The sequence below is a fragment of the Marinifilum caeruleilacunae genome, from assembly GCF_013141825.1.
Classification (GTDB): Bacteria; Bacteroidota; Bacteroidia; order Bacteroidales; family Marinifilaceae; genus Marinifilum; species Marinifilum caeruleilacunae.
Map to the genome: position 1 here is coordinate 120,050 of NZ_RZNH01000008.1, position 25,414 is coordinate 145,463.

24 protein-coding genes are annotated in these 25,414 nt (G+C 37.4%); 2 read left to right on the forward strand and 22 right to left on the reverse strand.

The genetic code is table 11. The features are described 5' to 3' along the window. Nucleotides 1-29 precede the first annotated feature (29 nt). From ELS83_RS07145 to ELS83_RS07185, 9 genes are read right to left on the reverse strand one after another with little or no spacing between them, the layout of a single operon-like run. Nucleotides 30-1,793, reverse strand: coding sequence for an NADH-dependent [FeFe] hydrogenase, group A6 (locus tag ELS83_RS07145; protein WP_283242721.1), 1,764 nt, complete (start codon nt 1,791-1,793; stop codon nt 30-32). Nucleotides 1,794-1,815: 22 nt separating this feature from the next. Then, nucleotides 1,816-3,609 carry an NADH-quinone oxidoreductase subunit NuoF gene (locus ELS83_RS07150; RefSeq protein WP_171594849.1) on the reverse strand — a complete coding sequence of 598 codons (1,794 nt, stop codon included), beginning with the start codon at nt 3,607-3,609 and terminating at the stop codon, nt 1,816-1,818. A 17-nt stretch (nt 3,610-3,626) separates the two neighbouring features. Next, on the reverse strand, nt 3,627-4,022 hold the full coding sequence (locus ELS83_RS07155) for a (2Fe-2S) ferredoxin domain-containing protein (protein WP_171594850.1): 396 nt from the start codon (nt 4,020-4,022) through the stop codon (nt 3,627-3,629). A 39-nt stretch (nt 4,023-4,061) separates the two neighbouring features. Further along, nucleotides 4,062-4,598 (reverse strand): sensor histidine kinase, encoded by a 537-nt coding sequence (locus tag ELS83_RS07160; RefSeq protein WP_171594851.1) that lies wholly within the window; start codon nt 4,596-4,598, stop codon nt 4,062-4,064. Continuing rightward, nucleotides 4,595-5,338 (reverse strand): PHP domain-containing protein, encoded by a 744-nt coding sequence (locus ELS83_RS07165; RefSeq protein ID WP_171594852.1) that lies wholly within the window; start codon nt 5,336-5,338, stop codon nt 4,595-4,597. The genes ELS83_RS07160 and ELS83_RS07165 overlap by 4 nt, the downstream gene beginning before the upstream one ends. A 1-nt stretch (nt 5,339) precedes the next feature. Then, a complete protein-coding gene (locus ELS83_RS07170) occupies nt 5,340-5,681 on the reverse strand; it encodes a DRTGG domain-containing protein (RefSeq protein ID WP_171594853.1) in 342 nt (113 codons plus the stop codon). A 3-nt stretch (nt 5,682-5,684) separates the two neighbouring features. After that, nucleotides 5,685-7,049: a [Fe-Fe] hydrogenase large subunit C-terminal domain-containing protein gene (locus tag ELS83_RS07175; protein WP_171594854.1), complete on the reverse strand. Its 1,365-nt coding sequence runs from the start codon at nt 7,047-7,049 to the stop codon at nt 5,685-5,687. A 4-nt stretch (nt 7,050-7,053) separates the two neighbouring features. Next, nucleotides 7,054-7,467 (reverse strand): ATP-binding protein, encoded by a 414-nt coding sequence (locus ELS83_RS07180; protein ID WP_171594855.1) that lies wholly within the window; start codon nt 7,465-7,467, stop codon nt 7,054-7,056. A gap of 10 nt (nt 7,468-7,477) precedes the next feature. Then, nucleotides 7,478-7,825 (reverse strand): DRTGG domain-containing protein, encoded by a 348-nt coding sequence (locus tag ELS83_RS07185; RefSeq protein ID WP_171594856.1) that lies wholly within the window; start codon nt 7,823-7,825, stop codon nt 7,478-7,480. 320 nt (nt 7,826-8,145) lie between these two features. On the opposite strand from ELS83_RS07185, the gene ELS83_RS07190 reads away from it, so the two are divergent. Continuing rightward, nucleotides 8,146-8,952: a hypothetical protein gene (locus ELS83_RS07190; protein ID WP_171594857.1), complete on the forward strand. Its 807-nt coding sequence runs from the start codon at nt 8,146-8,148 to the stop codon at nt 8,950-8,952. A 228-nt stretch (nt 8,953-9,180) separates the two neighbouring features. On the opposite strand, the gene ELS83_RS07195 is transcribed toward ELS83_RS07190, so the two are convergent. From ELS83_RS07195 to ELS83_RS07250, 12 genes are all read right to left on the reverse strand, one after another. Then, the gene (locus ELS83_RS07195; RefSeq protein WP_171594858.1) at nt 9,181-11,364 is read right to left on the reverse strand and encodes a S46 family peptidase; all 2,184 of its coding nucleotides are present in this window, start codon (nt 11,362-11,364) and stop codon (nt 9,181-9,183) included. A gap of 51 nt (nt 11,365-11,415) precedes the next feature. Further along, nucleotides 11,416-11,994 carry a Maf-like protein gene (locus tag ELS83_RS07200; RefSeq protein WP_171594859.1) on the reverse strand — a complete coding sequence of 193 codons (579 nt, stop codon included), beginning with the start codon at nt 11,992-11,994 and terminating at the stop codon, nt 11,416-11,418. A gap of 90 nt (nt 11,995-12,084) precedes the next feature. Further along, on the reverse strand, nt 12,085-13,038 hold the full coding sequence (locus ELS83_RS07205) for a UbiA family prenyltransferase (RefSeq protein WP_171594860.1): 954 nt from the start codon (nt 13,036-13,038) through the stop codon (nt 12,085-12,087). A gap of 11 nt (nt 13,039-13,049) precedes the next feature. Then, a complete protein-coding gene (locus ELS83_RS07210; RefSeq protein ID WP_249414416.1) occupies nt 13,050-13,553 on the reverse strand; it encodes a KdsC family phosphatase in 504 nt (167 codons plus the stop codon). A gap of 44 nt (nt 13,554-13,597) precedes the next feature. After that, nucleotides 13,598-14,383: a Rossmann-like and DUF2520 domain-containing protein gene (locus ELS83_RS07215; RefSeq protein ID WP_171594862.1), complete on the reverse strand. Its 786-nt coding sequence runs from the start codon at nt 14,381-14,383 to the stop codon at nt 13,598-13,600. 4 nt (nt 14,384-14,387) lie between these two features. Further along, entirely contained in the window at nt 14,388-14,885 is a 498-nt protein-coding gene (locus tag ELS83_RS07220) for a hypothetical protein (RefSeq protein ID WP_171594863.1), read from the reverse strand. 99 nt (nt 14,886-14,984) lie between these two features. Further along, on the reverse strand, nt 14,985-16,223 hold the full coding sequence (locus tag ELS83_RS07225) for an OprO/OprP family phosphate-selective porin (RefSeq protein WP_171594864.1): 1,239 nt from the start codon (nt 16,221-16,223) through the stop codon (nt 14,985-14,987). 153 nt (nt 16,224-16,376) lie between these two features. Then, a complete protein-coding gene (locus tag ELS83_RS07230; protein ID WP_171594865.1) occupies nt 16,377-17,567 on the reverse strand; it encodes an OprO/OprP family phosphate-selective porin in 1,191 nt (396 codons plus the stop codon). 143 nt (nt 17,568-17,710) lie between these two features. Beyond that, nucleotides 17,711-18,742, reverse strand: coding sequence for an outer membrane beta-barrel protein (locus tag ELS83_RS07235; RefSeq protein WP_171594866.1), 1,032 nt, complete (start codon nt 18,740-18,742; stop codon nt 17,711-17,713). 250 nt (nt 18,743-18,992) lie between these two features. After that, entirely contained in the window at nt 18,993-20,708 is a 1,716-nt protein-coding gene (locus ELS83_RS07240) for an acyl-CoA dehydrogenase family protein (RefSeq protein WP_171594867.1), read from the reverse strand. Nucleotides 20,709-20,757: 49 nt separating this feature from the next. Next, complete coding sequence (locus ELS83_RS22555) at nt 20,758-21,777, reverse strand: FAD-binding protein (RefSeq protein ID WP_171594868.1); 1,020 nt, start codon at nt 21,775-21,777, stop codon at nt 20,758-20,760. A 74-nt stretch (nt 21,778-21,851) separates the two neighbouring features. Continuing rightward, complete coding sequence (locus tag ELS83_RS07250; RefSeq protein WP_171594869.1) at nt 21,852-22,727, reverse strand: electron transfer flavoprotein subunit beta/FixA family protein; 876 nt, start codon at nt 22,725-22,727, stop codon at nt 21,852-21,854. 480 nt (nt 22,728-23,207) lie between these two features. Between ELS83_RS07250 and ELS83_RS07255 the strand changes: the two genes are divergently transcribed. Further along, nucleotides 23,208-24,674: a carbon starvation CstA family protein gene (locus tag ELS83_RS07255; protein ID WP_171594870.1), complete on the forward strand. Its 1,467-nt coding sequence runs from the start codon at nt 23,208-23,210 to the stop codon at nt 24,672-24,674. A 27-nt stretch (nt 24,675-24,701) separates the two neighbouring features. Here the strand turns inward: ELS83_RS07255 and ELS83_RS07260 are convergent, their stop codons facing one another. Continuing rightward, the gene (locus ELS83_RS07260; RefSeq protein WP_171594871.1) at nt 24,702-25,028 is read right to left on the reverse strand and encodes a DUF3467 domain-containing protein; all 327 of its coding nucleotides are present in this window, start codon (nt 25,026-25,028) and stop codon (nt 24,702-24,704) included. Nucleotides 25,029-25,414: the final 386 nt, after the last annotated feature.

The following is a 25,414-nucleotide window of genomic DNA, read 5'->3' on the forward strand; positions in this document are numbered from 1 at the left end:
ATTTTAAAATCCCGATGGTTCAAAATAATTTATTCAATCTCGATTTCGTTACTCTTATCGAAATAATGAGTATGTAACAGTTTATGAGATAATTCACTACATGGCTTACCCAAGAACTCTTCATACAGTTTAATGATGTATGGGTTCTCGTGCGATTTACGGATTGCCTTACCTTCATCTTCACGATAAAGAGCAGCTGCACGTTTCTTCAGAATTGAAGAATCGCCATGGTGCAATGGCTGACCACCACCACCAATACAACCACCAGGACAAGCCATAATTTCGATTGCATGATATTCTGATTTACCATCACGGATATCTTCAAGAAGTTTACGAGCGTTTCCAAGACCGTGAGCAATACCAATATTAATTGGAAGACCATCGAAATCTACAGTTGCGCTACGGATACCATCCATGCCACGTAAAGCTTCAAAATCAACTTTTTCAAGAGTTTTACCAGTGTAAACTTCGTATGCAGTACGAGCTGCAGCTTCGATTACACCACCTGTAGCACCAAAAATAACACCAGCACCTGTTGACTCTCCTAAAGGATTATCAAAATCTTCATCAGCCATAGTGCTTAGGTCCATGTTTGCTTGCTTAATCAAGTTGGCTAACTCACGAGTTGAGATCGAGTAGTTTACATCTGGATCTCCATCAACCTTGAACTCATCGCGCTGACACTCGTATTTCTTAGCCAAACAAGGCATGATAGAAACAACGATCATATCTTCACGTTTGATACCCATTTGCTTCGCCAAATAGTTCTTAGCAATAGGACCAAACATCTGCTGTGGAGAACGAGCTGTAGAAGGGATATCCTTCATATCTGGGAAATGGTGCTCGAAGAAGTTCACCCAACCCGGACAACATGAAGTTAAGATAGGAAGTTTTACGTCCTTATCTCCATCAAGATGCTTCTGTAAACGCTCTAGCAACTCAGTTCCTTCCTCCATAATTGTAAGGTCGGCAGCAAAATCAGTATCGAATACTTTATCGAAACCTAAACTGCGTAGTGCGGAAACCATTTTACCAGTTACCAAAGTACCAGCATCCATTCCGAATTCTTCACCTAAAGCAGCACGAACAGCAGGAGCAGTTTGAACTACAACAGTTTTCTTAGGATCAGCAAGGTCTCTAATCAACTGGTTTGTGTGATCTTTCTCTGTTAATGCACCAGTTGGACATACTGCCACACACTGACCACAGTACGTACAAGTTGATTTCTCCAAATCCATTTCGAAAGCCGGAGCTACTACAGATTCAAAACCTCTGTTTACAGCAGAAAGTGCACCTACAGTTTGTACATCGTTACACATGGTTTCACAACGACGACACATGATACACTTATCCATATCACGGATAATAGATGGAGAGTAATCTACCTTGTAAGTTGATTGCTCACCTTTGTAGTGTAATTCGCGAACGCCAAACTGGTGTGCCATAGTCTGTAAATCACAGTTACCTGATTTAGCACAAACCAAACAATCGAATGGGTGATCAGAAAGCATCAACTCCATTACAGTTTTACGTGCATTTAATACTCTCATGTTGTGAGTATTAATCACCATTCCTTCTTCACATTTTGAGTTACAAGAAGGCGCTAAGTTACGACGTCCTTCAACCTCAACAACACAAATTCGACATCCGCCAGGCTTGTGTTCAATGCCCATATCACCCAAGTGCATATAACAAAGCGTTGGGATTTCGATTCCTAACTGCTTTGCAGCTTCATAAATAGTAGTTCCCTGAGGTACTTCTATTTGTTTATTATCAATGGTTAATTTGATCATTTTTTCCATTTTAAGATCCTCCTTACTGAATGCTAATCGCATTAAACTTACATTTCTCCATACAAGCACCACACTTGATACACTTAGCGGTATCGATAATGTGAGCTTCCTTACGATCTCCGGCAATACAATCAACCGGACAGTTGCGAGCACAAAGAGTACATCCAACACAAAGCTCAGGATCAATTACATACTGCATTAATGCCTTACACTGACCAGATGGACATTTGTGTTCCTCAACGTGAGCGATATACTCATCATAGAAGTTTTCGATTGTAGAAAGAACAGGGTTTGGTGAAGTCTGTCCTAAACCACAAAGAGAAGTATCTTTAATTACAGTACTTAAGTTTCTTAACAAGTCAAGATCTTCTTTCGTACCTTTTCCTTCGGTAATTTTATCCAACAATTCGTACAAACGCTTGTTACCTACACGACATGGAGTACACTTACCACATGATTCTTCTACAGTAAAGTCAAGGTAGAATTTCGCAACAGAAACCATACAGTCATCTTCATCCATTACGATCATACCACCCGATCCCATCATAGAACCTACAGCAAGAAGGTTATCAAAATCGATTGGAGTATCAAGGTGTGCTTCAGTTAAACAACCACCTGATGGACCACCGGTTTGAACCGCCTTAAATTTCTTTCCATCTTTGATACCACCACCAATTTCGTAAATTACTTCGCGAAGAGTAGTACCCATTGGAACCTCGATCAAACCAACGTTATTGATTTTACCTGCAAGAGCAAATACTTTTGTTCCTGTAGATTTTTCAGTACCAATTTTGTTGAACCAGTTTGCACCTTTGTTAATGATAACCGGAATGTTCGCAAATGTTTCAACATTGTTCACGTTTGTAGGTTTTCCGTTGTAACCAGACTCAGCTGGGAATGGAGGCTTTACAGTTGGCTCACCACGAAGACCTTCCATAGAGTGGATCAAAGCAGTTTCCTCACCACATACGAAAGCACCAGCTCCATAACGCATTTCAACATCGAAGTTGAAACCTGAACCCATAATGTCGTTACCTAACAAACCGTATTCTCTGGCTTGTTTAATAGCTACTTTCAAACGATCAATCGCAAGAGGATACTCAGCACGGATATAGATTAAACCTTTATCTGCACCCATTGTGTAACCACAAATTGCCATAGCTTCCAACACAGAGTGTGGATCTCCCTCAAGGATAGAACGGTCCATAAATGCTCCTGGGTCACCCTCATCGGCATTACAAACCACGTATTTCTGATCGGCGTCATTTTTAGATGCAAATTCCCACTTCAAACCAGTTGGGAAACCTCCACCTCCTCGTCCACGAAGACCAGATTCTTTAATTTCATTAATTACTGACTGAGGAGTCATTTCTGACAAACATTTACCAAGGGCTGCATAACCTTCAGTAGCAATGTATTCGTCAATATTTTCAGGGTTAATAAAACCACAGTTACGCAACGCGATACGAATCTGCTTCTTATAGAAACCCATGTTTTTAGAATCACTAATCACTTCCTTTTTATCAGGATCGGTGTAAAGCAAACGCATTACCTTACGACCTTTAACGATGTGTTCTTCTACAAGTTCTTCTGCATCTTCAGGCTTCACCTCAATGTAGAAGGTATTATCAGGAAGAATTTTTACGATAGGTCCTTTCTCACAAAATCCAAAGCAACCTGTCATTACTACCTGAACTTCTTCTTCAAGCCCTTTCGCTTTTAGAGCGTCCTGTAGATTATTTTGAATAGCCTCACTTGCAGATGCACGACATCCTGTACCGCCACAAATAAGAATATGCATTTTATACTTTTCCATAATTGCGTTTTCTTTTGTTAGTTGTCAATAGTTTTGTAGTTAACAGGAATAATGCCGTCTACCAATTCGCCTTGTTTGATGTATTTTTCAATCACTTCATCAGCTTTTTTAAGATCAACATCTCCAAAAACAACAGGCTCTTTACCTGGAATTGTAACTTCGATAGTAGGTTCTGCATAACAGTATCCCATACAACCTGTTTGAGTTACAATTGTACTAATACCTCTTTTGGCTGTAGCTTCAATTAGAAACTCCATTACCTCTTTTGCTCCCGATGCGATACCACAAGTTGCCATACCAACTTTAATCTGCACCTGAGCTTCCGGATCGTTGCTCTTCTCCCTAAGATCCATCTTTGCATGCAGCTCTTCTTTTATCTTCTTCAGATCTGCAAGGGATTTAACTTTTGCCATAATCTCAAATTATTAAAGGTTAGAATTTAATTATCTATATTATAATGTGTTTAGGTTCTCTTTAATCATTTCCTTCAAGTATTGCATGATATTCGGATCTGAAACCGGCATACCATCCAAAACTTCTTTTACTTCTTTTGTATCAAAAACATACTCTCCTTCGTCGGTGATATGCTGATAAAAAAAGTCCATCTCGGGATTTGCACCCACCAACAAAACCATGGTTCCTGCAATGTCTCCTAAGCTAGGTCGATCAAGGTGTTTGTGAGAAAAAATTGCTTCCAACTCAGTCCCAACTCCTTCTTTCGAACTAATCTCCATTTTCCCTCCTGTCATTTCTGCATTTTGCTTTAGCAATGACAAGCCCAAACCAACCTTTCGGGTTGTTCTGGTAGTAAAAAATGGATCAATGGCTTTTGCCAATACCTCTTCGGACATTCCAAAGCCATTATCTTTTATTGCAATTGAAAACAGGTCGTCTTTTACACTTTCCTTAATTTTCAATTCAACCAAAGATGCTTCGGCTCTTACCGAATTCTGGATAATATCCATAATATGCATCGACAAATCTTTCATTCTTCTATTTCAATTTTTCGGCCCTCTTCCGACCTTAATGCCTTTCTCACTTCCTCGAAACTTAAATCTTCCATAAAGAAGTTTGTCCAGGCATTTCCTATATTTTCTACATAATGAGCATCCGAACTTTTAATAAAGCTGTATTTGCTCAAATACTTATTCTTTTTTAGGAACTCCTCTTTTGTTACATGATGCGAAAGTTCCAAGGCATCAACATTCAAATCGGGCGGCAAAAAGCCTAACTGACTAATGATGCTGTTCATCATTTTATTAATATGAGCCGGAATGAACAGTCCATTTAATTCATGAACTTTACTTTCTATTTTCTCAATACTCTGATTCAATCCTGATATTAAGAGACATTCTATTTCATCTACAATCTCTTCTTTCTCATTTACCACTACCTGATATCCGAATTTATTTTCATCATTAGGTATTTTGGGCAAATGCTGATTGAGGTATTCCTGAAATTCCGAAAGTTTATCCTCATCCTCGAAAAAGCACAAGCAATGCGCTTCCTCTTTGGTGGTTACCTCGGCTCCCATCAGAACCATAATTCCTTCCTTTGCAGCCAATTCCTTAATAAGCGGTGCATGTAAGGTTGAATTGTGGTCCGTTATTCCCAATATGTCAATTCCACGTTCTTTGGCTTTTTGAACAATATTTACCGGGCTCATCTCCAGGTCACCACAGGGAGATAAAACAGTGTGCGTATGCAAATCTGCCCGATATTTCTTCATTCTACTTTGCCTGATTTATAATTTCAAATAACTTTCCAGTTAGTTCAAATGCTTCTTCTTCCGAAGATAAGATTGGAATTCCTTCCTCATTGCTTTGCTCAGCTGCATCTTCTTCAGGTTCATATCCTTTCACCAAAACAATAGCAGCCAGTTCTTTTAATGAAGCAATGGCCATAATGTTCTTATGCGTTTGCAATGTCACCCAAATGTGGTTTTCATCAGCATTTCCCATTACATCGCTTAATAAATCCGAAGTATAACCTCCTTCAATTTCACGATTCAATCCATTTGCTCCCGAACAAACTTTCAATCCTAATTTTTCAACTATATCTTGTACTGTCATGATCTATCCGTTTAGTTTCTTTTTCTCAAACCTGCTTTTTCCCCATGTGTCTTCCGAAATATCAAAAGATTCATTTGGTGAAATCAGACCTTCTTTGGTCAACATTTTTTGAAGAAAAACACATTGAGTCATTTTAGCATTTCCCTGAACCACATCTTCGGCCAAAGCCTGACATCGTGGTGCTCCACAGGCTCCACAATCGATTCCGGGTAAAACTTTCATAATGCGATTTATTTTCTTCATCTTCTTCATGGCCACCATCATATCCTCATCTAAACTAAGTATCGATCGTGGTTCCACTTTATTAATTGAAATATTTTCCTGTAAATATGATTTGTACAGGTCAATCTCTCTTTCTGGCAAAATCATTGGCTTATTCCTATGATACCAGGCGGCTCGTTTTCTCAATCTTTCAATGGCCAAAAAACGATTCTCCGTTGCCAAAACACCTCCTGCACATGAATGGTCACAAGCGCGAAGTTCAAGGAAATCTACATCAGTGATCTCCTCGTTCTCTAATTTTTCCAACACTTCAATTACGTTATGGATCTCATCGATTGCCAAACAACGTCCCGAATATCTCGCTGCTTCACCATTAGTTAATGTCCAGCCAATGCTTCTGCGCGACATGTGTATGTTCTCAGGATATTTCTTTGTCTCCTTTTTGTTGTTTTTGATACTCAACAACACCTTATTGTAAATGAAATCCATATTGATTACACCATCAATCAGTGAAACCTCTTCTCCAACAGGACTCTTTACAGCAGCAATTTTAGCAGCACAAGGAGTTACATAAAATATCCCTATTTCTTCTTGTTTATAACCTTTATCTTCTAACTTCTTACGATAAAACTGGGCTGATATATCAATTACAGGTTTTAACTGAATGATATGATCAACCAAAGCGGGGAATTTAACCTGTATTAACCTTACGATAGCAGGGCAAAAGCTTGAAATAAATGGCCTTTCCTGGTAGTGCTTGTGCATGTATTTCTTTGTCGAATCAATCAGTACATCCACAGCTCCGTCTACTTCGAATACATGGGTAAATCCCAGATCTTTAATCTCGTTGTAAATTTGCACTTCCGAAACATCATCAGGAAACTGTCCTAATAAAACCGTTGGCAATAGTGCAACTCTTTGTTTGTAATTAAAGATTTGAGTAAAATCATCCTGCTCAACAATGATTGCATTTACCGGACAGGCTTTAAGGCACTCTCCGCAATCAACACAGGCATTTTTATTGATATCTGCAGTACCATTTTTAACACGTATAGCGGCAGTTGGGCACACGTTCATGCAGTGCGTACATCCAATACACACTTCGTCAACTACTTTTAATGCGTGATAAAAATGAACTTGCTCCATTCTACTAGCTCAAATAATTTATAATTTCAACTTGTGTTCCAACATCAACTGTACTGCTAATGTTCATTTGATCGGAATTGCGTTTAATGTTTGGAAGTCCCATACCAGCTCCAAATCCCATTTCGCGCACTTGTGGAGTAGCTGTAGAATATCCCTCCTGCATTGCCTGATTGATATCCGGGATACCTGGCCCTTTGTCTTCAATCTTAACAACGATTTTTTCAGGATCGATTTCTACATTCATGTTTCCTTCGAAGGCATGAGCCACAACATTTACCTCGGCCTCATACAAGGAAACAACAGTTCTTTTTATAATTTTTGGATTTACATTTAACTGCTTCAGAATCTTTTTTACTTCACTTGAAGCTGATCCTGCCTTAGAAAAATTACCGCCTTCTATTCCAAATTTAAATTCCATTCTCCCCTTATTAATATACAGGCTTTAAACCAATATCATTCAGAGCAGAACATGCTCTAAACATTGAATGTCCACACTCAATTAAAGTCATCTCGTTTTCACATGCCAATTGCTTCATTTCTTCACTTACTTTCTTGTCTCTTACAAACAAAATGAAAGAAATGTCAGACATTTCCGATGTACGAATGGTCTGCAGATTATTCAAACCTGTTATTAAAAGAAGATTTTCTGTATCTATTGTTAGTACGTCACTCATTAAATCTGAAGCGAATCCAAATTGAACTTCCTGGTTTAAATCACACTCTCCACAAATAACACGTGCATTAAGTTTATCAACCACATCTGCCACTTTCACCATTATCGCAGTATTAAGTTATGTTTATCTTTCTACTCTTTCTTAACGGCACTAAGATAAGAATTTGAGGTATATTAATAAATGATATATAAAGGAATAGCGCTATTTAGATCAAATACATAATTAGTCTAAATAACATGAATTTAACTATCGATTCTAAATAAAAATACTGCCCTAATTTTCACGATAATAATTCTAAATATTACAAAAAATTAAGACAAGCCGATTATCTCATTTTCGGATGAGAATAGATCATTTTTTTAAGTATATTCGTCGTAGGCAGAGGTTCATTCTGCTTATTTAGCAATTTATTTCTTTAATTAATGGGGCGAAAAACACAACATATCCTTGTTTTTATTCAAGATAACAATCACATTAGAAAGGCAATAGTACATGCTTTTAAGCTGGCTTCGATATTTAAAGCACATGTAGCTTTTGTAAGTATTCCCTCAAGAAATAATGGTCAGGAACTTCCTTTTGAGCTTATCGACGAACTAAATAGCGAGAAAATTACATACCAAATGGTGAATTTTGGCAATCTTTCGGTTGAGCCCAACAATACCATAAAACAGCTTGAAGCCATCTTTATCGTTACAGAATTCCCAAAAGGATCTTTGTCATCATTCAAAAGAAGCGAGGTTTTTAGGTATTTATACAGGGCGCGTATTCCCAGCATACTTATTGGAGAACACACCGATGAACATTGCAGGTATCAAAACATCACCGTTCCGGTTGATTTTAAGCGAGAAACAAAGGAGAAAATGATTTGGGCAAGTTATTTCGGAAGGTTCAACCAGGCAGTAATCCATCTTTTTGCCGCTACTCATAAAGCAGAAGGTGCCAGAAAAAAAATCAAAGCCACACTAATATTTACCAAAAGAATGTATGAACAATTCAATTTTGACTATAAAATTGAAAAGTCATTGAGGAGTAGCAATTGGTTAAGACAGGATGCCTATTCTTTCTCGGAACAATACGATTCCGATTTGATGGTGTTGCTTTCGCAGAAGAATGACGGATTACTGAATAAGTATTTTGGTCCTCCAGAGATTAAAAAATACCTGCGCAGAAAGAAAAACCCAATTCTTTTTATCAACCCTTTAAAAGATTACTACCTGCCTTGCAACTAGTTAGGGAAAATCTGTTAAAACAGCCATTTTTTCTTGCAAAGAAGAAGCTCCAAAAAGCATTGTTTTCTCGTGTGAATTGTTAACTTTAAAAGAAGTTAAAGAAAGCAGGCCACATACAACATCAACTCTATTTTACTCTTTTCAGGCCTGTTTAATTATCAATAAAAAAGGAATTACCTAAATCAGTAATTCCTTTTTTTTATTGTAATGTGAATCTATTCCACGTTTTTATTTCACGATATTCATTTCATCCAACAGGTAGCCTGCACCTGCAAATTTATCAACAATGAATAGCACGTAACGAATGTCAAGAGATACGTTTCTACAGATCTCAGGATCGTACATCAGGTCAGACATAACACCTTCCCAGGCACGGTCGAAATTTAAGCCAATAAGCTCTCCATTTGCATTTAGAACCGGGCTTCCTGAATTACCTCCTGTAGTGTGGTTGGTTGCCGCAAAACAAACTGGCATTTCACCTTTTTCATTTGCATAGTCACCAAAATCTTTCGATTTGTACAGGTCTCTTAATTTTTGAGGCACATCGTAGTCAAAAATTTCAGGATTGTCTTTTTCAATGATTCCTTCTAGAGTAGTGTAGTGCTCATATTGAACGGCATTTCTTGCCTTGTAACCTGATACTTTACCGTAATGAACACGGAAAGTAGAATTTGCATCAGGATAGAATACTTTCTCTGGTTGCATTTCCATTAAACCTGCCATATAGGTGCGCTGTAGCTTATCAATCTGATTCATGATTTTGCCATAAGCAGGAGCAATTTTCGAACCGTAAAGGAATGAAATACTATTAGACAATACAAATACAGGATCTTTGCTCAACTTCTTAGCCTGAGATGGCTTATAGTTATTAAGGAATTGTTCCAACTTTTCCTGGTTTGCAAAAATTGATTTCGCGAAAGCTTTTTCAGCATAAGCTTCAAAATCGCCTTTGTATTTAAGTTTGATATTCTTGATTTCCTCTGGTAAGAATTCATCAGAAATATTATCGTTATACATTTTTAAGGTAGCTGCCAACAACTTCTTCTCTGTTGGTAAGTTAAAATTCTTATAGAACTTAACAGCATCTTTTTTTAGCTTCTCAACCTCTGGCTGAACCTTGTCTGCGTCTTCTTTTTTAAAGGTTGACAAATTCTTAAACTTACCTGCCAATCCTACAGTTTCAGCACCTCTGAATCCAGCTTCCATAGCATAATCTCTTGCCAAACTAAGAGGAGTAACCTCTGCATAATAGGCTTTCATTTTAGAAAGGATACCAGCATACTTTTTCTTTAATTCAGGAGTAGAGTTCGCCCACTCTTCAAATTTCGCTTCAAGTGCTTCTTTCTTCTCAATGGCGTTCAATCGCTTCAATCCTTTGATTTCACCTTGCCATCTTTTCCATGAGTTAGCCACACCTGCATATTTGGCCGAATATTGAATTCTCACCAATGGAGAAGCATCCATATCTGCACGCATCAAATCCAATTTCTTGGTTCTGATTTTGATTTTGTGTGGGTTGTCCACCTCTGTCATCATTTTCAGAGCATATGATGTAAGGTACTCTGTAGTTGTACCAGGATAACCAAATACCATTGTAAAATCATCCTGATTTACACCTTTCAATGAAATTTTGAAGGATTGCTTTGGCTTCAATGGTACATTATCTTTCGCATAAGATGCAGGCTTATTGTCCTTGCCAGCGTAAATTCTAAACATAGAGAAGTCACCTGTATGACGTGGCCACATCCAGTTGTCGGTATCGCCACCAAATTTTCCAATTGCCGAAGGAGGAGCACCTACCAAACGAACATCTTTAAAAATTTCGTAAACCGCCATGAAGTACTGATTGCCATTAAAATATGCCTTTACACTTGCTCTGTAATGGGTATCTTTCTCAGCATCCTCAACAATTGCCTTAATGTGTTTTTTAATTAATTTCTGACGATCAGCTTCTTTCATGTCTTCAGTTACACCATCCAATACTTTATCGGTAACATCGGCCATACGAATTAAAAATGAAGCAGTAATTCCTTCATTTGCCAATTCTTCCTCGCGGCTCATTGCCCAAAAACCATCTTTCAAATAGTCACGTTCAAGAGTAGAGTGCGATTGAATTGCTCCATATCCACAATGGTGGTTTGTAATCATCAAGCCCTCATCAGAAACCAATTCTCCGGTACAGAAATGGCGGAAAGGTCTTCCCTCTCTACCCAAACCAACCACGGCATCTTTTAAACATGCCTGGTTAACTTCGTAAATATCTTCAGCAGTCAGCTTGAAACCAGCTTTCTGCATGTCTTCAATGTTGTATTTCTTTAAAAGCATTGGAATCCACATTCCCTCATCCGCTCTTACATTTGATCCAATTAGTAGAATGGCTACCAATAAAATCAATTTAAATTTTCTAGTCATCGTTTATGGTTGTGTTTAAATTATAAATTATGAGTTATAAATAATCATTCATTAGAATTTTGATAATTCTTCATATAGTCGTTGTATTGGCAAGCCTACAACATTAAAATAAGATCCTTCTATTCCATCAATTCCTATAAATCCAATCCATTCCTGTATGCCGTAAGCTCCCGCCTTATCGAATGGTTTATAATTATCGATGTAATAATCTATTTCTTCTTGCGATAATTCTTTAAAATGAACATTTGTTGTGGTTGCAAAACTTACTTTTTTACTCTTGCTTTTCAAACAAACGCCACTAATTACCTGGTGCGATCGTCCAGACAATGCTCGCAACATTTTGCAGGCATCTTCCCTGTCTTTCGGTTTGCCCAAAATCCAATCATCCACACACACAATGGTATCGGCTGTTATTACCAATTCGTTATTTGTAAAATCCGATTCAAAAGCAGAAGCTTTTAATTCTGCCAGGTAAACAGGAATCTCTTCTGGCGATAAACCATCAGGATATAGCTCTTCAACTTCCTTTGTTCTGATTTCAAATTCCAATCCCAACTCTTTCAACATCTGGTGCCTTCGAGGTGATTGAGAGGCTAATATGATATGATAATCTTTAAGATTATTCAACATTGTTCTTTCTTAATTATAAATTATTAATGATGAATTATGAATTCACCCTCATTTGATTTGATTGATAGAGACTACCAATGCCTTAATCAATTACAATTGATTAATGATATAGTTTACTACAAAAGCATAGGATATACCTGCTAAAAAGGCAAAACGCAATAAAAATTTACCCAGTTTAAATAATTCTCCTTCTTTAAATTTAACTACCTGATAAATTAATAAAAGCAATGGAAGGATTATTAATATGGCGAAGTACCAAGGCGTGATTTTATCGACAGGAGCATTCAGAAACTGATACCATACACCAAACACCGAAGCCGATAAAAATACAATCAAACTTACAATTGCAACTTTTGTCCATTTTAGGCCAATTACGACAGGTAAACTTTGCCTTTTAATTTCCCTATCGCCTTTAAGCGAAAGTATATCTCTAATAAACTGACCAATTAAAACACCAAAAAAGGAGAAAAACGAAAAAGCTCCAACCCAATACAACAGGTAGTTAAAGTTGGTTTTGGAAGCCATCAACACGTCAGCATAGGTCTTGTTTAAGGGCGGAATTTCGTAGATCACAACCAATAATGGTATTGCGGCAACAATCATTGCCATTAGCACACTTCCCAAAAGAAAGTAATACTTATAGGATGTAGAATAAAACCAAAGTAAGCCGCCAGCCATAAAAAAGATAAAAACAAATTGCCAATGCCCTACTTTATAAGAAACATATCCGCCAAGCAAAATTGAAAGCCCGGTGAATACCTGGTGCAAAGCCAAAGAAATTCTTCGGGTTATTTTTCTTCCTACAATTACATCTTTTTTATTAAAGCGATCGGCCTTTGTATCGAAATAATCGTTGATGATATAACCAGCTGCGGCCATACACACAGTAGCCAAAACCAATATGGCAAAATCTATATCTGAAAACTGTAGTTTTATTCTGTTGATTCCCAAAATGGGCTGTATAATAAAATAACGCATTACATATTGCACCAAAGCAATAATCAATAAATTGGGGAAACGAATGAGTTTCAGATATTTATTCATCTCTTTTGATTTTATATGCTTTGAATATTTGTATCAGACTCGTACCATTTGCTGTGGGCTCTTAATACCTGTTCAATTACATCGCGCACACATCCAAATCCTCCATCTTTATCCGAAATGTAGTTTGAAATGGCTTTTATTTGCTCAACAGCATTGGCCGGACAGGTAGGAACTCCAATTCTTTTCATCACCTCAAAATCTGGCAAATCGTCTCCCATATACATGATATGATCAGGGTTTAAATCATGTTTTGAAATAAAATCTTCAAAATCCTTGATTTTATTTTTTGATGCCATGTAAATATCCTTCACACCAAGACCACGGTATCTTTTTTCAACCGCATCAGAAACTCCTCCTGTTATAATGGCAACCGGATATCCTTTTTTGATTGCATATTGAATGGCATATCCATCCTTTGTATTGGCAGTGCGAAGCATTTCTCCACTTGAATCAATCACAATACATTCATTCGATAATACTCCATCAACATCAAAAATGAAAGCTTTAACTTTCATTAAATCTTCTTTAAAAAACGCCATTTTTTTGTGTATAAGTAATTCTATTTTTTGTTTGAGTGCATCTTAAAAATGCTTTCACTGACAAATCTATACAATTTTTGAAAATCAGGTATATCTTTTAGCTCATTCTCATGCTTTGTCATGATTTCTTCATCGAAACGAACTGCAGGTCCCGTTTGAGCCGAAACTGGATCCATCTCCTGTACTTTTGCCGCCGTTTCTTCAATTAATGGTTTCAAAAGGTCAAAATCAACCTCTTTTTGAGCAAGTAATTTTTGACCTATGCTGTACATGTGATTGGCAAAATTACAAGTGAACACCGCAGACAGATGAAGCTGCTTACGCTGTTCTGAATTGATTTCATGCAGGTTGTCAGAAATCCTCTCTCCCAATTGAAACAAATCTTCCTGAAAATATTCGCTATTGGCTTCAATACAAATCGGAATTTTAGAAAAATCTACTTTCCGATTTTTCGAGAAGGTTTGCAAAGGGTAAAATACCCCGTAGTTTTCGGAGTAGTTCTCGAATACATCCATTGGAATACTTCCGGCGGTGTGTACTACATTTCCGATTGGAATTGCTAATTGATCCAATACAGGCTGTAATGCCTTATCACTTAAAGCAAAAATATAGAGGTCGGCATTTTTTTGAATTTTATTCAGTTCCGTTACCGGATTTGCATTTACCCTTTGGGCCAAAGCCGAAGCCGATTCTTTTGTTCTGCTATAAATTTGCAAAATATCTACACCAGCATCATTCAGTGCAATGGCCAGTTGGGTAGCCAGGTTACCTGCACCAAGGATTATAACTTGATTTATTCTATTCATACTTTTATTTAATGCCCAATTCTTCGGGCGATGCAGCAATTTTCTTCAGTGGCACTTTTCCTTTATCAATCATGCCAAATAATTTATTACAGCCTTTTACCAAATCTTCATACATCTCTTCAGCCACTAGCACCAACCTGTCATCTAACCATTCAAGATGCTCTGCTTCGGGCTGATTTGCGCGCGAACATAATAGTAAAGACTTACTTGGAACGAATGAATGAGTCAGCTGGTTTCGCAACCTATCGTATAACCAATGATCTTTGTTCACTTTTCGGTAATCGTTGCCCATTAAGATATTCAGCGATTTTGAGAATCTTTTTGACGATTGGGCACGTGCTTTCAGTGGTTTATTATCGAGAAAACATCCCAAGGCTTCAATGGCCTGACCCATCATGATAAATGAAAAGAAATGGAATCCCTCACTCTGCAATCGACCAATTTCATCGATAAAAATTTTCTTAATAAATTCTTTTTCCTGTTCGGCTTGTAATTTATCCATTTAGCAAAGATATACAATTACAATGGACTAACGCTTGGCTGAAAACAGCAAAAGGCCGATTGTTTAAATCGACCTTTGTATTTTGCATCATCTCATTTTTTAGAAAGAATATTGTAGCCTTGATTGTATCATATGGATACTCTCTTCTCCATTCATCGCATATCGATCCAAATCTACTTTAGTATAGTTCAACCTCATCAGTACGTTTCTACTAATATACCAGTTAGCACCAAGGGAATAGTCTCTTTGTCTTCCTCCCATTCCCTTAAAATTATAAACTCCAGAATCGTTTAAATCAGTTTCGTTATAGCGGGCAACAAGTTCAATTGTTCCTTTGCCTGGTTGAAATATACGAGCCGACTGCCTGTTGTACTTGTAACTGTTCCCTTTTAGGATATATCCAAATTGAACATACCATCCTTCGGCAGTGTAGTCATCGTAATTCGACTCTCTGTATACTTTCTTTTTAATCAATTCGGTTTGAACCAATAAATCTCCACTTGTACAGATCAATTCCAATCCATACATCATTTGAGATTTGATGTGTTCTACCTCTAAACCAATGAGTCTATCATTTTCAATATGAGTGGCAGCTCTGGATTGGAATCGAAGCGTTCTGTCTTCCTTATCCTCTACCCAATAGTTTCCCGAAGCACCAATATGCAATATACTCCAGCTCGATAACACGGGCAGTACCACAGCACGAGCAGATATACCATATCTACTTACTGATATTTCATTGTCATCATCATCACGATTACTAAAACCCCAATAGTAATAGTAAGGAGAGTATTCCTCCTCATTAAACTCCAAATCGCCAAAAACACCTGCTCCAACATAATAGAAGTCATCCCATCGTTTGTATTCAACCCCAATATTTCGTCCCGGTCTTAATGCCTCAACTGTGCTTGCCACATGCATAAATCGCGTTGAATTGGTACTTTCTGTTTGCTCAATCCCAAATGGTTCATAAAAATATCCTCCCCGAAGAAAACTTTTCGAATTGATGTCGTATCGAATGTAAGTATCCTTCATCTCAGATTCCATCTCCGAGAAATCAACATTAATACTGGCACTCCATTTTTTAGCATAGGAAAGATCCAGGCGTAACCTAAGATCTCTAATCTCCCCACCGCTCTCCAATTCGGTTTTGTCTTCAATGTAGTAGGCAGCATCTGCAAAAATTCTTCCGCCAAACTTTAATTTGAATTTCTTGTTTTTGGTCTGATAGTGGCAGGTATCATTTTGAAAAATCCACCTTAGGGTAGAATCCAATTGGCCCATTGCATTGCCAGCCATCATGATTAGGAAAAATGCAGAGAGAATAAAAGTTTTCATGATCTATTGTTATTTAATAACATAAGTCATCAAATATAACAATACATATGATTAGAATGAGAATAAACTATTGCATTAAAACACAAATAATAGACTAAAAAAAAGTGCTATTCTTTAATAGCACCTCCTTCAATATTAATTTAAGCAAATCGTTTAAAAAGAGAACTGTAAACGAGTTTGAATCATGTTAAAGTTTTCTTCACCATTCAATGCATTTTCATCCAAATCTACATTTGTAAAGTGGAATTTCACCAATATATTGTGATTTACATACCAGGTTCCACCTATGGTGATATCTTTCTGTTTCCCACCCATAATCATTGCTCCACTATCGTTTAAATCGGTCTGATTGTAACGAGCCAACAATTCTACAGAACCTGGACCAGGTTTGGCCAATCGTGCCGATTTCATTTTGTATTTGTAATTGCCACCTTTTACCAACCAAGCAAGTTGGGTATACCAACCATTAGCAGTATAGTCCTCACCAATATTTCTGGAAACATTTGCATTGATATATTCTGTTTGTAGCGATACGGCACCAGTAGCAGCAATCATTTCAAATCCTATCTTAGTTTGATGATCGGCATTGCCAACCTTGGCATCGATAAACCTACGTTTCTCGATATGGGTAGCTGCACGCGAGCGGTAACGTATCGATTTTGGATTTTCTTCACCCAACTCGTTAAAACCCGCTGCATCAGCAGTTCTATAAATTCCAGACATCCCTACATGGAAAATTCCACTTTCATTTTGAACCGGAGCAAATGCAAATCGAGAGGTCAAACCATAACCTTCATCACCTGCAGTTTTGTTATTGGTATCGCTACCAAACAAACCAGCTTCCCAAAATACCTGCTTGCCCCAGGTTGCATACGAAATTCCTAAATTTCTTCCCGGACGAAATGCTTCAACCGTACTTGCGGCATGCATAAATTTGGTGGTTTTAGAACTCTCTGTTTGCTCAATCCCGAATGGTTCCAGAAAATGACCTGCACGAACAAAGCTATTTTTGTTGATTTTATACATCAACCAAACATCTTTAAGCGAAACCGATCCATCGGCGAAGCCAATGTTTATTTTTGCATTCCATTTCTTCCACAGGTCCGCTTTCATTAACAGACGGATATCTCTTATCTCTGTACCACTTCCCAGATCTGTTTTATCATCAAAATAAGAGGCAGCATCCATATATACTCGTCCTCCCATTCCAAATGAAAACTGACCATCTTCAGTTGCCATTTTTATAGATCCTTTATTTACACTAAGTTTTAAATCGTTGGAATTTTGTGCGAAAAGACTTCCTGTTAAGAGCAAACAGAAAGCAAATAGGTAGTATTTTTTCATAATCGGTTGTTTAGGGTTATTTGTTTTGCTAGCTAAATGTAATATTTTGAAACCATAGATCAATAATAAATTATTCATACAAAGTCAATAAAAAAGGAGTATCCTAATGGATACTCCTTCATATATCTAGTGAATAGTATTTTTTAAAACTTGAATTCAAGATTTACATACAACAAAGAGTTGGTATCTAATGCATCTTGTTTGAAGTTAAAGCCCTGGTAATTGAATGCCATTTTAACATTCTTAACCGGAGCATACTGAACACCGGCAACAATAGCGCTACCGTTCTTAGCATTCCATTTTTCTGATTCACCTTCAAGTGTATTAGAAGTCAGGTAGTCGTACCTTCCAAATACTTCCCATTTTTTATTGAAAGTATAAGTTGAATATACCGATACACCTTCCATATCGTGATCTTCTGCTACTGCAGAGTATTTGGTTCCATTGGTTAATTTGTTGTATTCTGCAGCCAATCTGAATTTATCTGAGAATTTGTATCCTGCAAATAAAGCTAAAGCTGATACAGTAACATCATCTTCATTTCCACCTTCATCAACAACTTTTGCCGAATTGGCATCTGCATATACTTTTGCAATAAATCCACTTTTCTTATAAATTAAGCTTGCTCCAGCTTTTTGTTTTCCATCTTCGTCCTGTACTTTCTTGTAACCTTCTCCATTAATAACAAAAGCATTTGCCGATAACTCATCGCTTAATTTAAAGCTTGCCTTTACACCTAAATCTGCACTTGTACCAAATCCATACTGGTCGTTAAACGATTTCATGATGTAGCGGTACCCCCAGAATTTCTCCTGATCTTTAAATTGAATGGTACTAATCATACCAAGAGATACTTTGACGGCTGAAGAAGCTTTCCATTCCAACTGTGCTTTTTTCAGGTAAGCAGTGTAATCGCTACCACCATCATTTTTACCTACATCTAAAGTAATGCTTGCTTTTAATCCTTTAGCGATATTGTAATCGTATCCAAAGTAAGCTCTTTTAATTTCGAAGCTACTTTCTTGTTCTTCACCATCTGTCATATCGTAGTGGTAGTTAAAGAATACTTTACCATTCACTTTACCCGATGGCGTAAATTCTGTTTGTTCCTGCGCTACTGCAGCAAATCCTAAAAATAGTGCCAATGCACCAGTAAATAATTTCTTTCCTTTCATTATGGTTTGTTTTTAGTAGTATGTAATCTTAATGAAAATAAGATGTCATATTTTCTTAATATCCCGCGGCAAAACTAATTCCTTTTCAAGAAGAGGCATGAATAAATTGTTTAAGGAATCGTTAATTCAAGTTAACGGAGATTTAACATTGCAACAATACCATACAAACCAAATAGTTAGAGCAAATATCGGCACAAAAAAAAGAGGTTCCCATATTGGAAACCTCTTCATGCTAAGTCTTACGACTCTCTTATTTTTTGAAAATACCAAGATCCTTCAATTCAGAAGACATGATGTATTCAAGGTAAGAAGCAACTTTTGCTTTACCCATTTTAATGAATACCTCACATGAAGAGTGGTATTTGTCATTTCTTGTAGTATCGGTCAACAACAAGTATCCCATGATAATGTAACCAGCCATTTCTACCAAACGACGAGCGTGGAAATCAAGGAAATCGTTGTGATCTGCAGTAGCATTAATCTCATTTACTTTAGCCACAGCTTCTTCGTACTTAGCAGTCATACCTTTCAAAGTTGTTCTTAGGTACTCGTACTGTGGGTTCAAATCAGAAGCTTCGTACTCCTTAATCTGATTAAGGTAAGCACCAGTGGTTACCCCACGAACTGCAGCTACTACCTGCAACTGAGTTGTACCTTCGTAGATGTTGGTAATACGTGCATCACGAACCAAACGCTCAATTGGGTAATCTTTCATATAACCCGAACCAGCATGAACCTGCAATGAATCGTAGGCAATTTCGTTACAGAACTCCGAAGCGAATAACTTCAATAATGGAGTAAATACATCAGCTAGTTTCTGATATTTTTTCATATCCATTCTCTCTTCCTTATCCAAAGAACGATCGTGAGAAATGTGGAAATATGATTTGTAAACATCAACAAAACGAGATGTTTCGTACAATACAGAACGAGAAGCGTTCAATTTAGCTTCCATATTGGTCAACATTTCGTAAACCGCAGGGAATTCGATAATTGCTTTACCAAACTGACGACGCTCTTTAGCGTAAGCCAAACCTTCTCGGTAAGCTGCTTCGGCAATACCTACCGACTGAGCACCAACACCTAAACGTGCACCGTTCATCAATGACATTACATATTTGATCAATCCCATTTTACGAGAACCAACCAATTCTGCAGGAGCATTAGTAAATACTAGCTCACAAGTTGGAGAACCAATGATACCCATTTTGTGCTCGATACGACGAACTTTTACTGCCATGTGCTTCTTGTCGTAAATGAACATAGAAAGACCACGACCATCAGTAGTTCCTTCTTCAGAACGAGCAAGAACCAATGAAACATCACCATCACCATTGGTAATGAAACGCTTTACACCGTTCAAATACCACTGATCTTCTTCTTTGTTGTAAGTTGCCTTTAACTGTACAGCCTGAAGGTCAGAACCTGCATCTGGCTCAGTTAAATCCATTGCAGCAGTAGCACCTTTTGCAAAACGAGGAAGGTATTCAGCTTTTTGCTCTTTCGAAGCAAATTCGTGAATGGTTTCAGCACAATCCTGAAGTCCCCAGATGTTTGCAAAACCACCATCGGCACGTGATACCAACTCAGCAGCCATTACGTAAGGTACAATTGGGAAGTTCAATCCATCGTATTCGCGAGGAAGAGACATACCAATTAAACCAGCTTTGGTTAAAGCTTCGTGGTTTTCAGCTGTTCCTTTTGCGTAGATTACACGATCGTTTACTACTGTAGGACCTTCCTGGTCAACACCTTCAGCATTTGGGCCGATGATATCACCACAAATTTCACCTACAATTTCCAAAGTGCGATCGTAAGAATCCATTGCATCCTCAAAATCAAGAGGTGCGTAATCGTACTTGTCTTTATCTTCGAAGTTGCGCTCTTTAAGTGCAACAATTTTTTTCATTAAAGGATGTTCCAAATGGAACTTCATATCCTCATTATCTCTATAGAAATTAGCCATTTCTTTTGATGTTTTTGTGTTAATAATTTAAGCCAACAGAAATACCTGCTTATTTGGTATTTTCTTTGTATTGCTTAATCATCTTAGGTAATACATCTGCAATATCACCAGTAATTACGTAATCAGCGAAAGCATTGATTGGTGCATTTTTATCGGTATTAATAGCAATTACCATTGCCGATTCTTCCATACCCGCAGTGTGCTGAATCTGACCTGAGATACCGCATGCGATATACAACTTAGGACGTACAGTTACACCAGTTTGACCAATTTGACGCTCGTGAGAAGCAAAACCAGCATCAACAGCAGCACGCGAAGCTCCTACTTCACCACCAATTACTTCTGCCAATTCTGTTAACAAGTCGAAGTTCGCTTTTGAACCTACACCGTAACCACCAGCTACAATAATACCTGCATTTTTGATGTTTACTTTTGACTTCTCCATGTGACGCTCGATTACTTTAATTACAAAGTCTTCCGGCTTCACATATTTTTCTACATCGATATTTTTAACTTTTCCTTTGTATGCATCTGATACAATTTCCTTTTTCATTACACCCTCGCGAACTGTAGCCATCTGCGGACGACAATCTGGGTTAATAATGGTTGCAACAATGTTACCACCAAATGCAGGACGAATCTGATACAACAAATCTTTATATTCTTTCTTGTTTTTCTTGTCTTCGTGGTCGCCAATTACAAGACTTGTACAGTCGGCAGTAAGACCAGAATGAAGAGCTGAAGAAACACGAGGGCCTAAATCACGACCGATGCTAGTTGCACCCATTAAAGCGATTTGAGGTTTTTCTTCTTCGAATAATTTTACAAGGATTGAAGTGTGAGGAAGTGTTGTGTATGGGTAAAGACGCTTATCATCAGCAATCCAAACTTTATCAACACCAAAAGGCATAATTTGCTTCTCAACACCTTTCAGATTTTCTCCAATTACGATAGCTTCCAACTCACATTTTAAATCGTCAGCTAGTTTTCTACCTTTTGTAAGAAGCTCAAGACTCACATCGGCAACCTGACCTTCTTCTATTTCGCAATATACAAATACGTTATTCACGGTATAATCTTTTTAAAATTTCACTTTTTCAGTAAACAGTTAGCAGCTTAGGCTGATAACTGACAACTGAATTGTTATCCAATAGTGTGGTTAGCAATTAATTCTTTCATTAACTCACCCATATCAGCTTCGGTTGGTTCAAGAACCTTAGCTTCTTTCGCTTGGAAAACTACGTTTTCGATCGATTTTACTTTCGTAGGAGATCCTGTTAAACCAAGTTCTTCTGAATTGGTATCGATATCGTTTACACTCCATTCGCCAATGTTTAGGTACGGACGGTTGTTGTGTAGTGCGATATAATCCTCATCAGCATTCTGCATTTCAGATACCGCTCTTGCATGCTTGTATTTCATTACATACTTCGCGTTACGTGGACGACATTCAGGAGCTGAAGCGTTTACAGTAACAACCATTGGCATTTTACCTTCAACAGTCTCAACACCGCGCTCTAAACGACGCTTTACAACAATTTTTCCTTTTTCTGCAGACATGATATCTTCTGCATAAGTAATTTGTGGTAATCCTAGTTTTTCAGCAACCTGCGGCCCTACCTGTGCGGTATCACCATCAATTGCCTGACGACCAGCAATAATAATATCAATTTTACCCATTTTTTTAAGGGTACATGACAAAGCGTATGAAGTAGCCAATGTGTCAGATCCCGCAAATGCACGGTCAGACAAAAGGATACCATTGTCGGCTCCGCGGTACAGACCTTCACGAATAATTTCCGCAGCTCTACCTGGTCCCATGGTTAAAAGAGTAACTTCTGTGCCTTCGTACTTATCTTTCAAACGTAATGCTTGTTCCAATGCATTCAAATCTTCAGGGTTGAAGATTGCCGGCAAAGCCGCTCTGTTCACAGTTCCATCCGCTTTCATAGCATCTTTCCCAACATTTCTTGTATCGGGAACCTGCTTCGCAAGAACAACAATTTTTAAACCTTTCATTCTATATGTGTTTTTACATCAGTTTTTGACGTTAATTTATTGAGATACTTCCAAATAATCTGTCAGTGCACTTATTCTGTATCTATGTAAATCAACTATTCACTAATTATTATTTCTATATTCAGGTTTGCTCTTTTTACAATTGAATTCGCAAAATTCAGAGCTTAGCAAATATAAAGATTAGAGTACTTAAAACAAATCTTAATTGCGAAAGAATAATAGCATAATTAAGACAGATTGGTCTTTATTTATTTATCACCATAGCAGTCTATTACACTATTTGTTATGAAACAGTAATTTTTAATATTATTTAGATTCATATTCCTGATAATTCGTGAGAAATCAGATTTTTAATACTGAAAAAAATCTCTTATGCTTTCCTGCTGTTCATAGGAATTGTGTGCTTCAATCAAAATCAATAGTCAACAAAGATCATTTCATACAAAAATCCTTAATTTTGACTGCAAACAGAATTTAGCTATGATCACATTTTTATCAGCAATAGCAGCGCTAATATTAGGATACTTTGTTTACGGGAAATTTATCGAGAAATTTTTTGGAGCAGACAATTCCATTAAAACTCCTGCCATTCGTTTAGAAGATGGTGTTGATTTTATTCCAATGCCCCGTTGGAAAATGTTTACCATTCAGTTTTTGAACATTGCCGGTTTAGGTCCTATTTTCGGTGCCATTCTTGGTGCAATGTACGGGCCAGTGGCTTATATCTGGATTGTAGTTGGATGTATTTTTATGGGTGCGGTTCATGATTACTTTTCAGGAATGCTCTCCATTAGAAACGATGGCGCCAGTCTGCCGGAAATTGTAGGTAAATACCTTGGAATGGTATCAAAAGTGATACTAGCCATGATCACATTTGCTCTCCTTATTATGGTAGGTGTCGCTTTCGTAACTGGTCCGGCTGGCTTACTTAAAGATCTTACTGGCGGCGGATTACATTATTGGTTGTACGGTATTTTTGCATACTATCTCATCGCCACCTTACTGCCCATCAACAAAATTATAGGTAAAATTTACCCTTTATTTGGAGCTGCACTGCTTATTATGGCTTTTAGTATAGCGGGTGTCATGATATACAATGGTTTCAATGGCAGTTTTCACCTGAATGAACTCTCTGTTGACCAGTTAAAAAACATGCACATTAATCCTACACAAAACATCTTATATCCAATGATGTTTATTGTAATATCCTGTGGGGCCATTTCTGGATTTCACTCTACGCAATCACCTATGATGGCTAGATGCATGCGCAAAGAAAGTTATGGTCGTCCGGTATTTTTTGGTGCTATGATTGCGGAAGGAATCGTTGCCATTATCTGGGCCACGGCTGCCATGAACTATTTTGGAACAGCATCCGATTTGAATGCTACAATTGCATCGGGACACAACCCAGCCTGGGTGGTGAACGAAATTTGCAATTCCTGGCTCGGACAGGTAGGAGCAATATTCGCAATTGTTGGAGTAATTGCCTGTCCAATTACCACCGGCGATACTGCATTTAGAAGTGCCCGCCTAATGATTGCTGACTTTTTTAAACTGGAACAGAAGTCTTTAAAAAGTCGCTTAATTGTTTCTGTTCCGCTTTTTGTTCTGGGTTTTATTCTTTCTCAACTAAGTTTTGGAACAATTTGGAAATTCCTGGGTCTTTTTAATCAGTTGTTATCTATGGTAATGCTTTGGACAGCTGCCATGTATCTTGCAGAGAAAAAGAAAAATCATTTTATTATGAGTTTGCCGGCAACATTTATGACCGCCGTTTGTGCAACATTTATTATGGTTGCCCCTAATACGAATGGAGGTTTGGAAATGGATACGACAATTGGATATACTATTGGTATTTTAATAGCTTGCCTTGTTTTCACCTGGTTTCTGATTGCAGCCCAAAGACGAAATAAAAAACAAACAATATTCAAATTCTCGAAAATATAAAAAAAGGAAGCGAAATGCTTCCTTTTTTTATGCTTGTCCTGTAGGTCCAAAATTCATAGGCATTACCGGCCCTTGTGGTCCATTATTTTCATCCACATTCTTAATGGATCCGTTCATATTCTCAAACTTTTGAATATTGTCCTGCAATGCCAATAAAAGACGTTTAGCATGCTCAGGTGTCAGTATAATTCTGGATTTTACATCAGCCTTTGGTACACCTGGCATTACCCTAACAAAGTCAACTACAAATTCGGAGCTAGAATGTGTAATTACGGCTAAATTTGAATATGTTCCCTGTGCTACTTCTTCTTTTAATTGAATATCTATTTGTCCTGAAGGTTTTTTATCACTCATGATCTTTGTTTTATTATTGATTCATTATCTCCTCAGGTAAAATTAGGAAATATATTTGAATGAAGACTGGTTTACTATAATAATGTGGGGGAGTGAATTTGTGAGTTAGTGAGTTAGTGAATTAGTGAGTTAGTGAATTAGTGAATTAGTGAAGAGGTAAAAGGCTTGGTGATTATTCGACTATTCGACCATTGGACTTTTCGACTTTTCGACTATTGGACTATTAGACTATTGGACTTTATATGAGTCGTCCTAAAATAGGTTGACACATTTATAAATTAATTATATGATCCAGTGAGGCTAGCCTCACTGGATTTTTGATGTATAAAATTAGGTGTTTTATAATTCAAACTCAAATGAGGTCTCTTGTTATTATAGATCCAAAC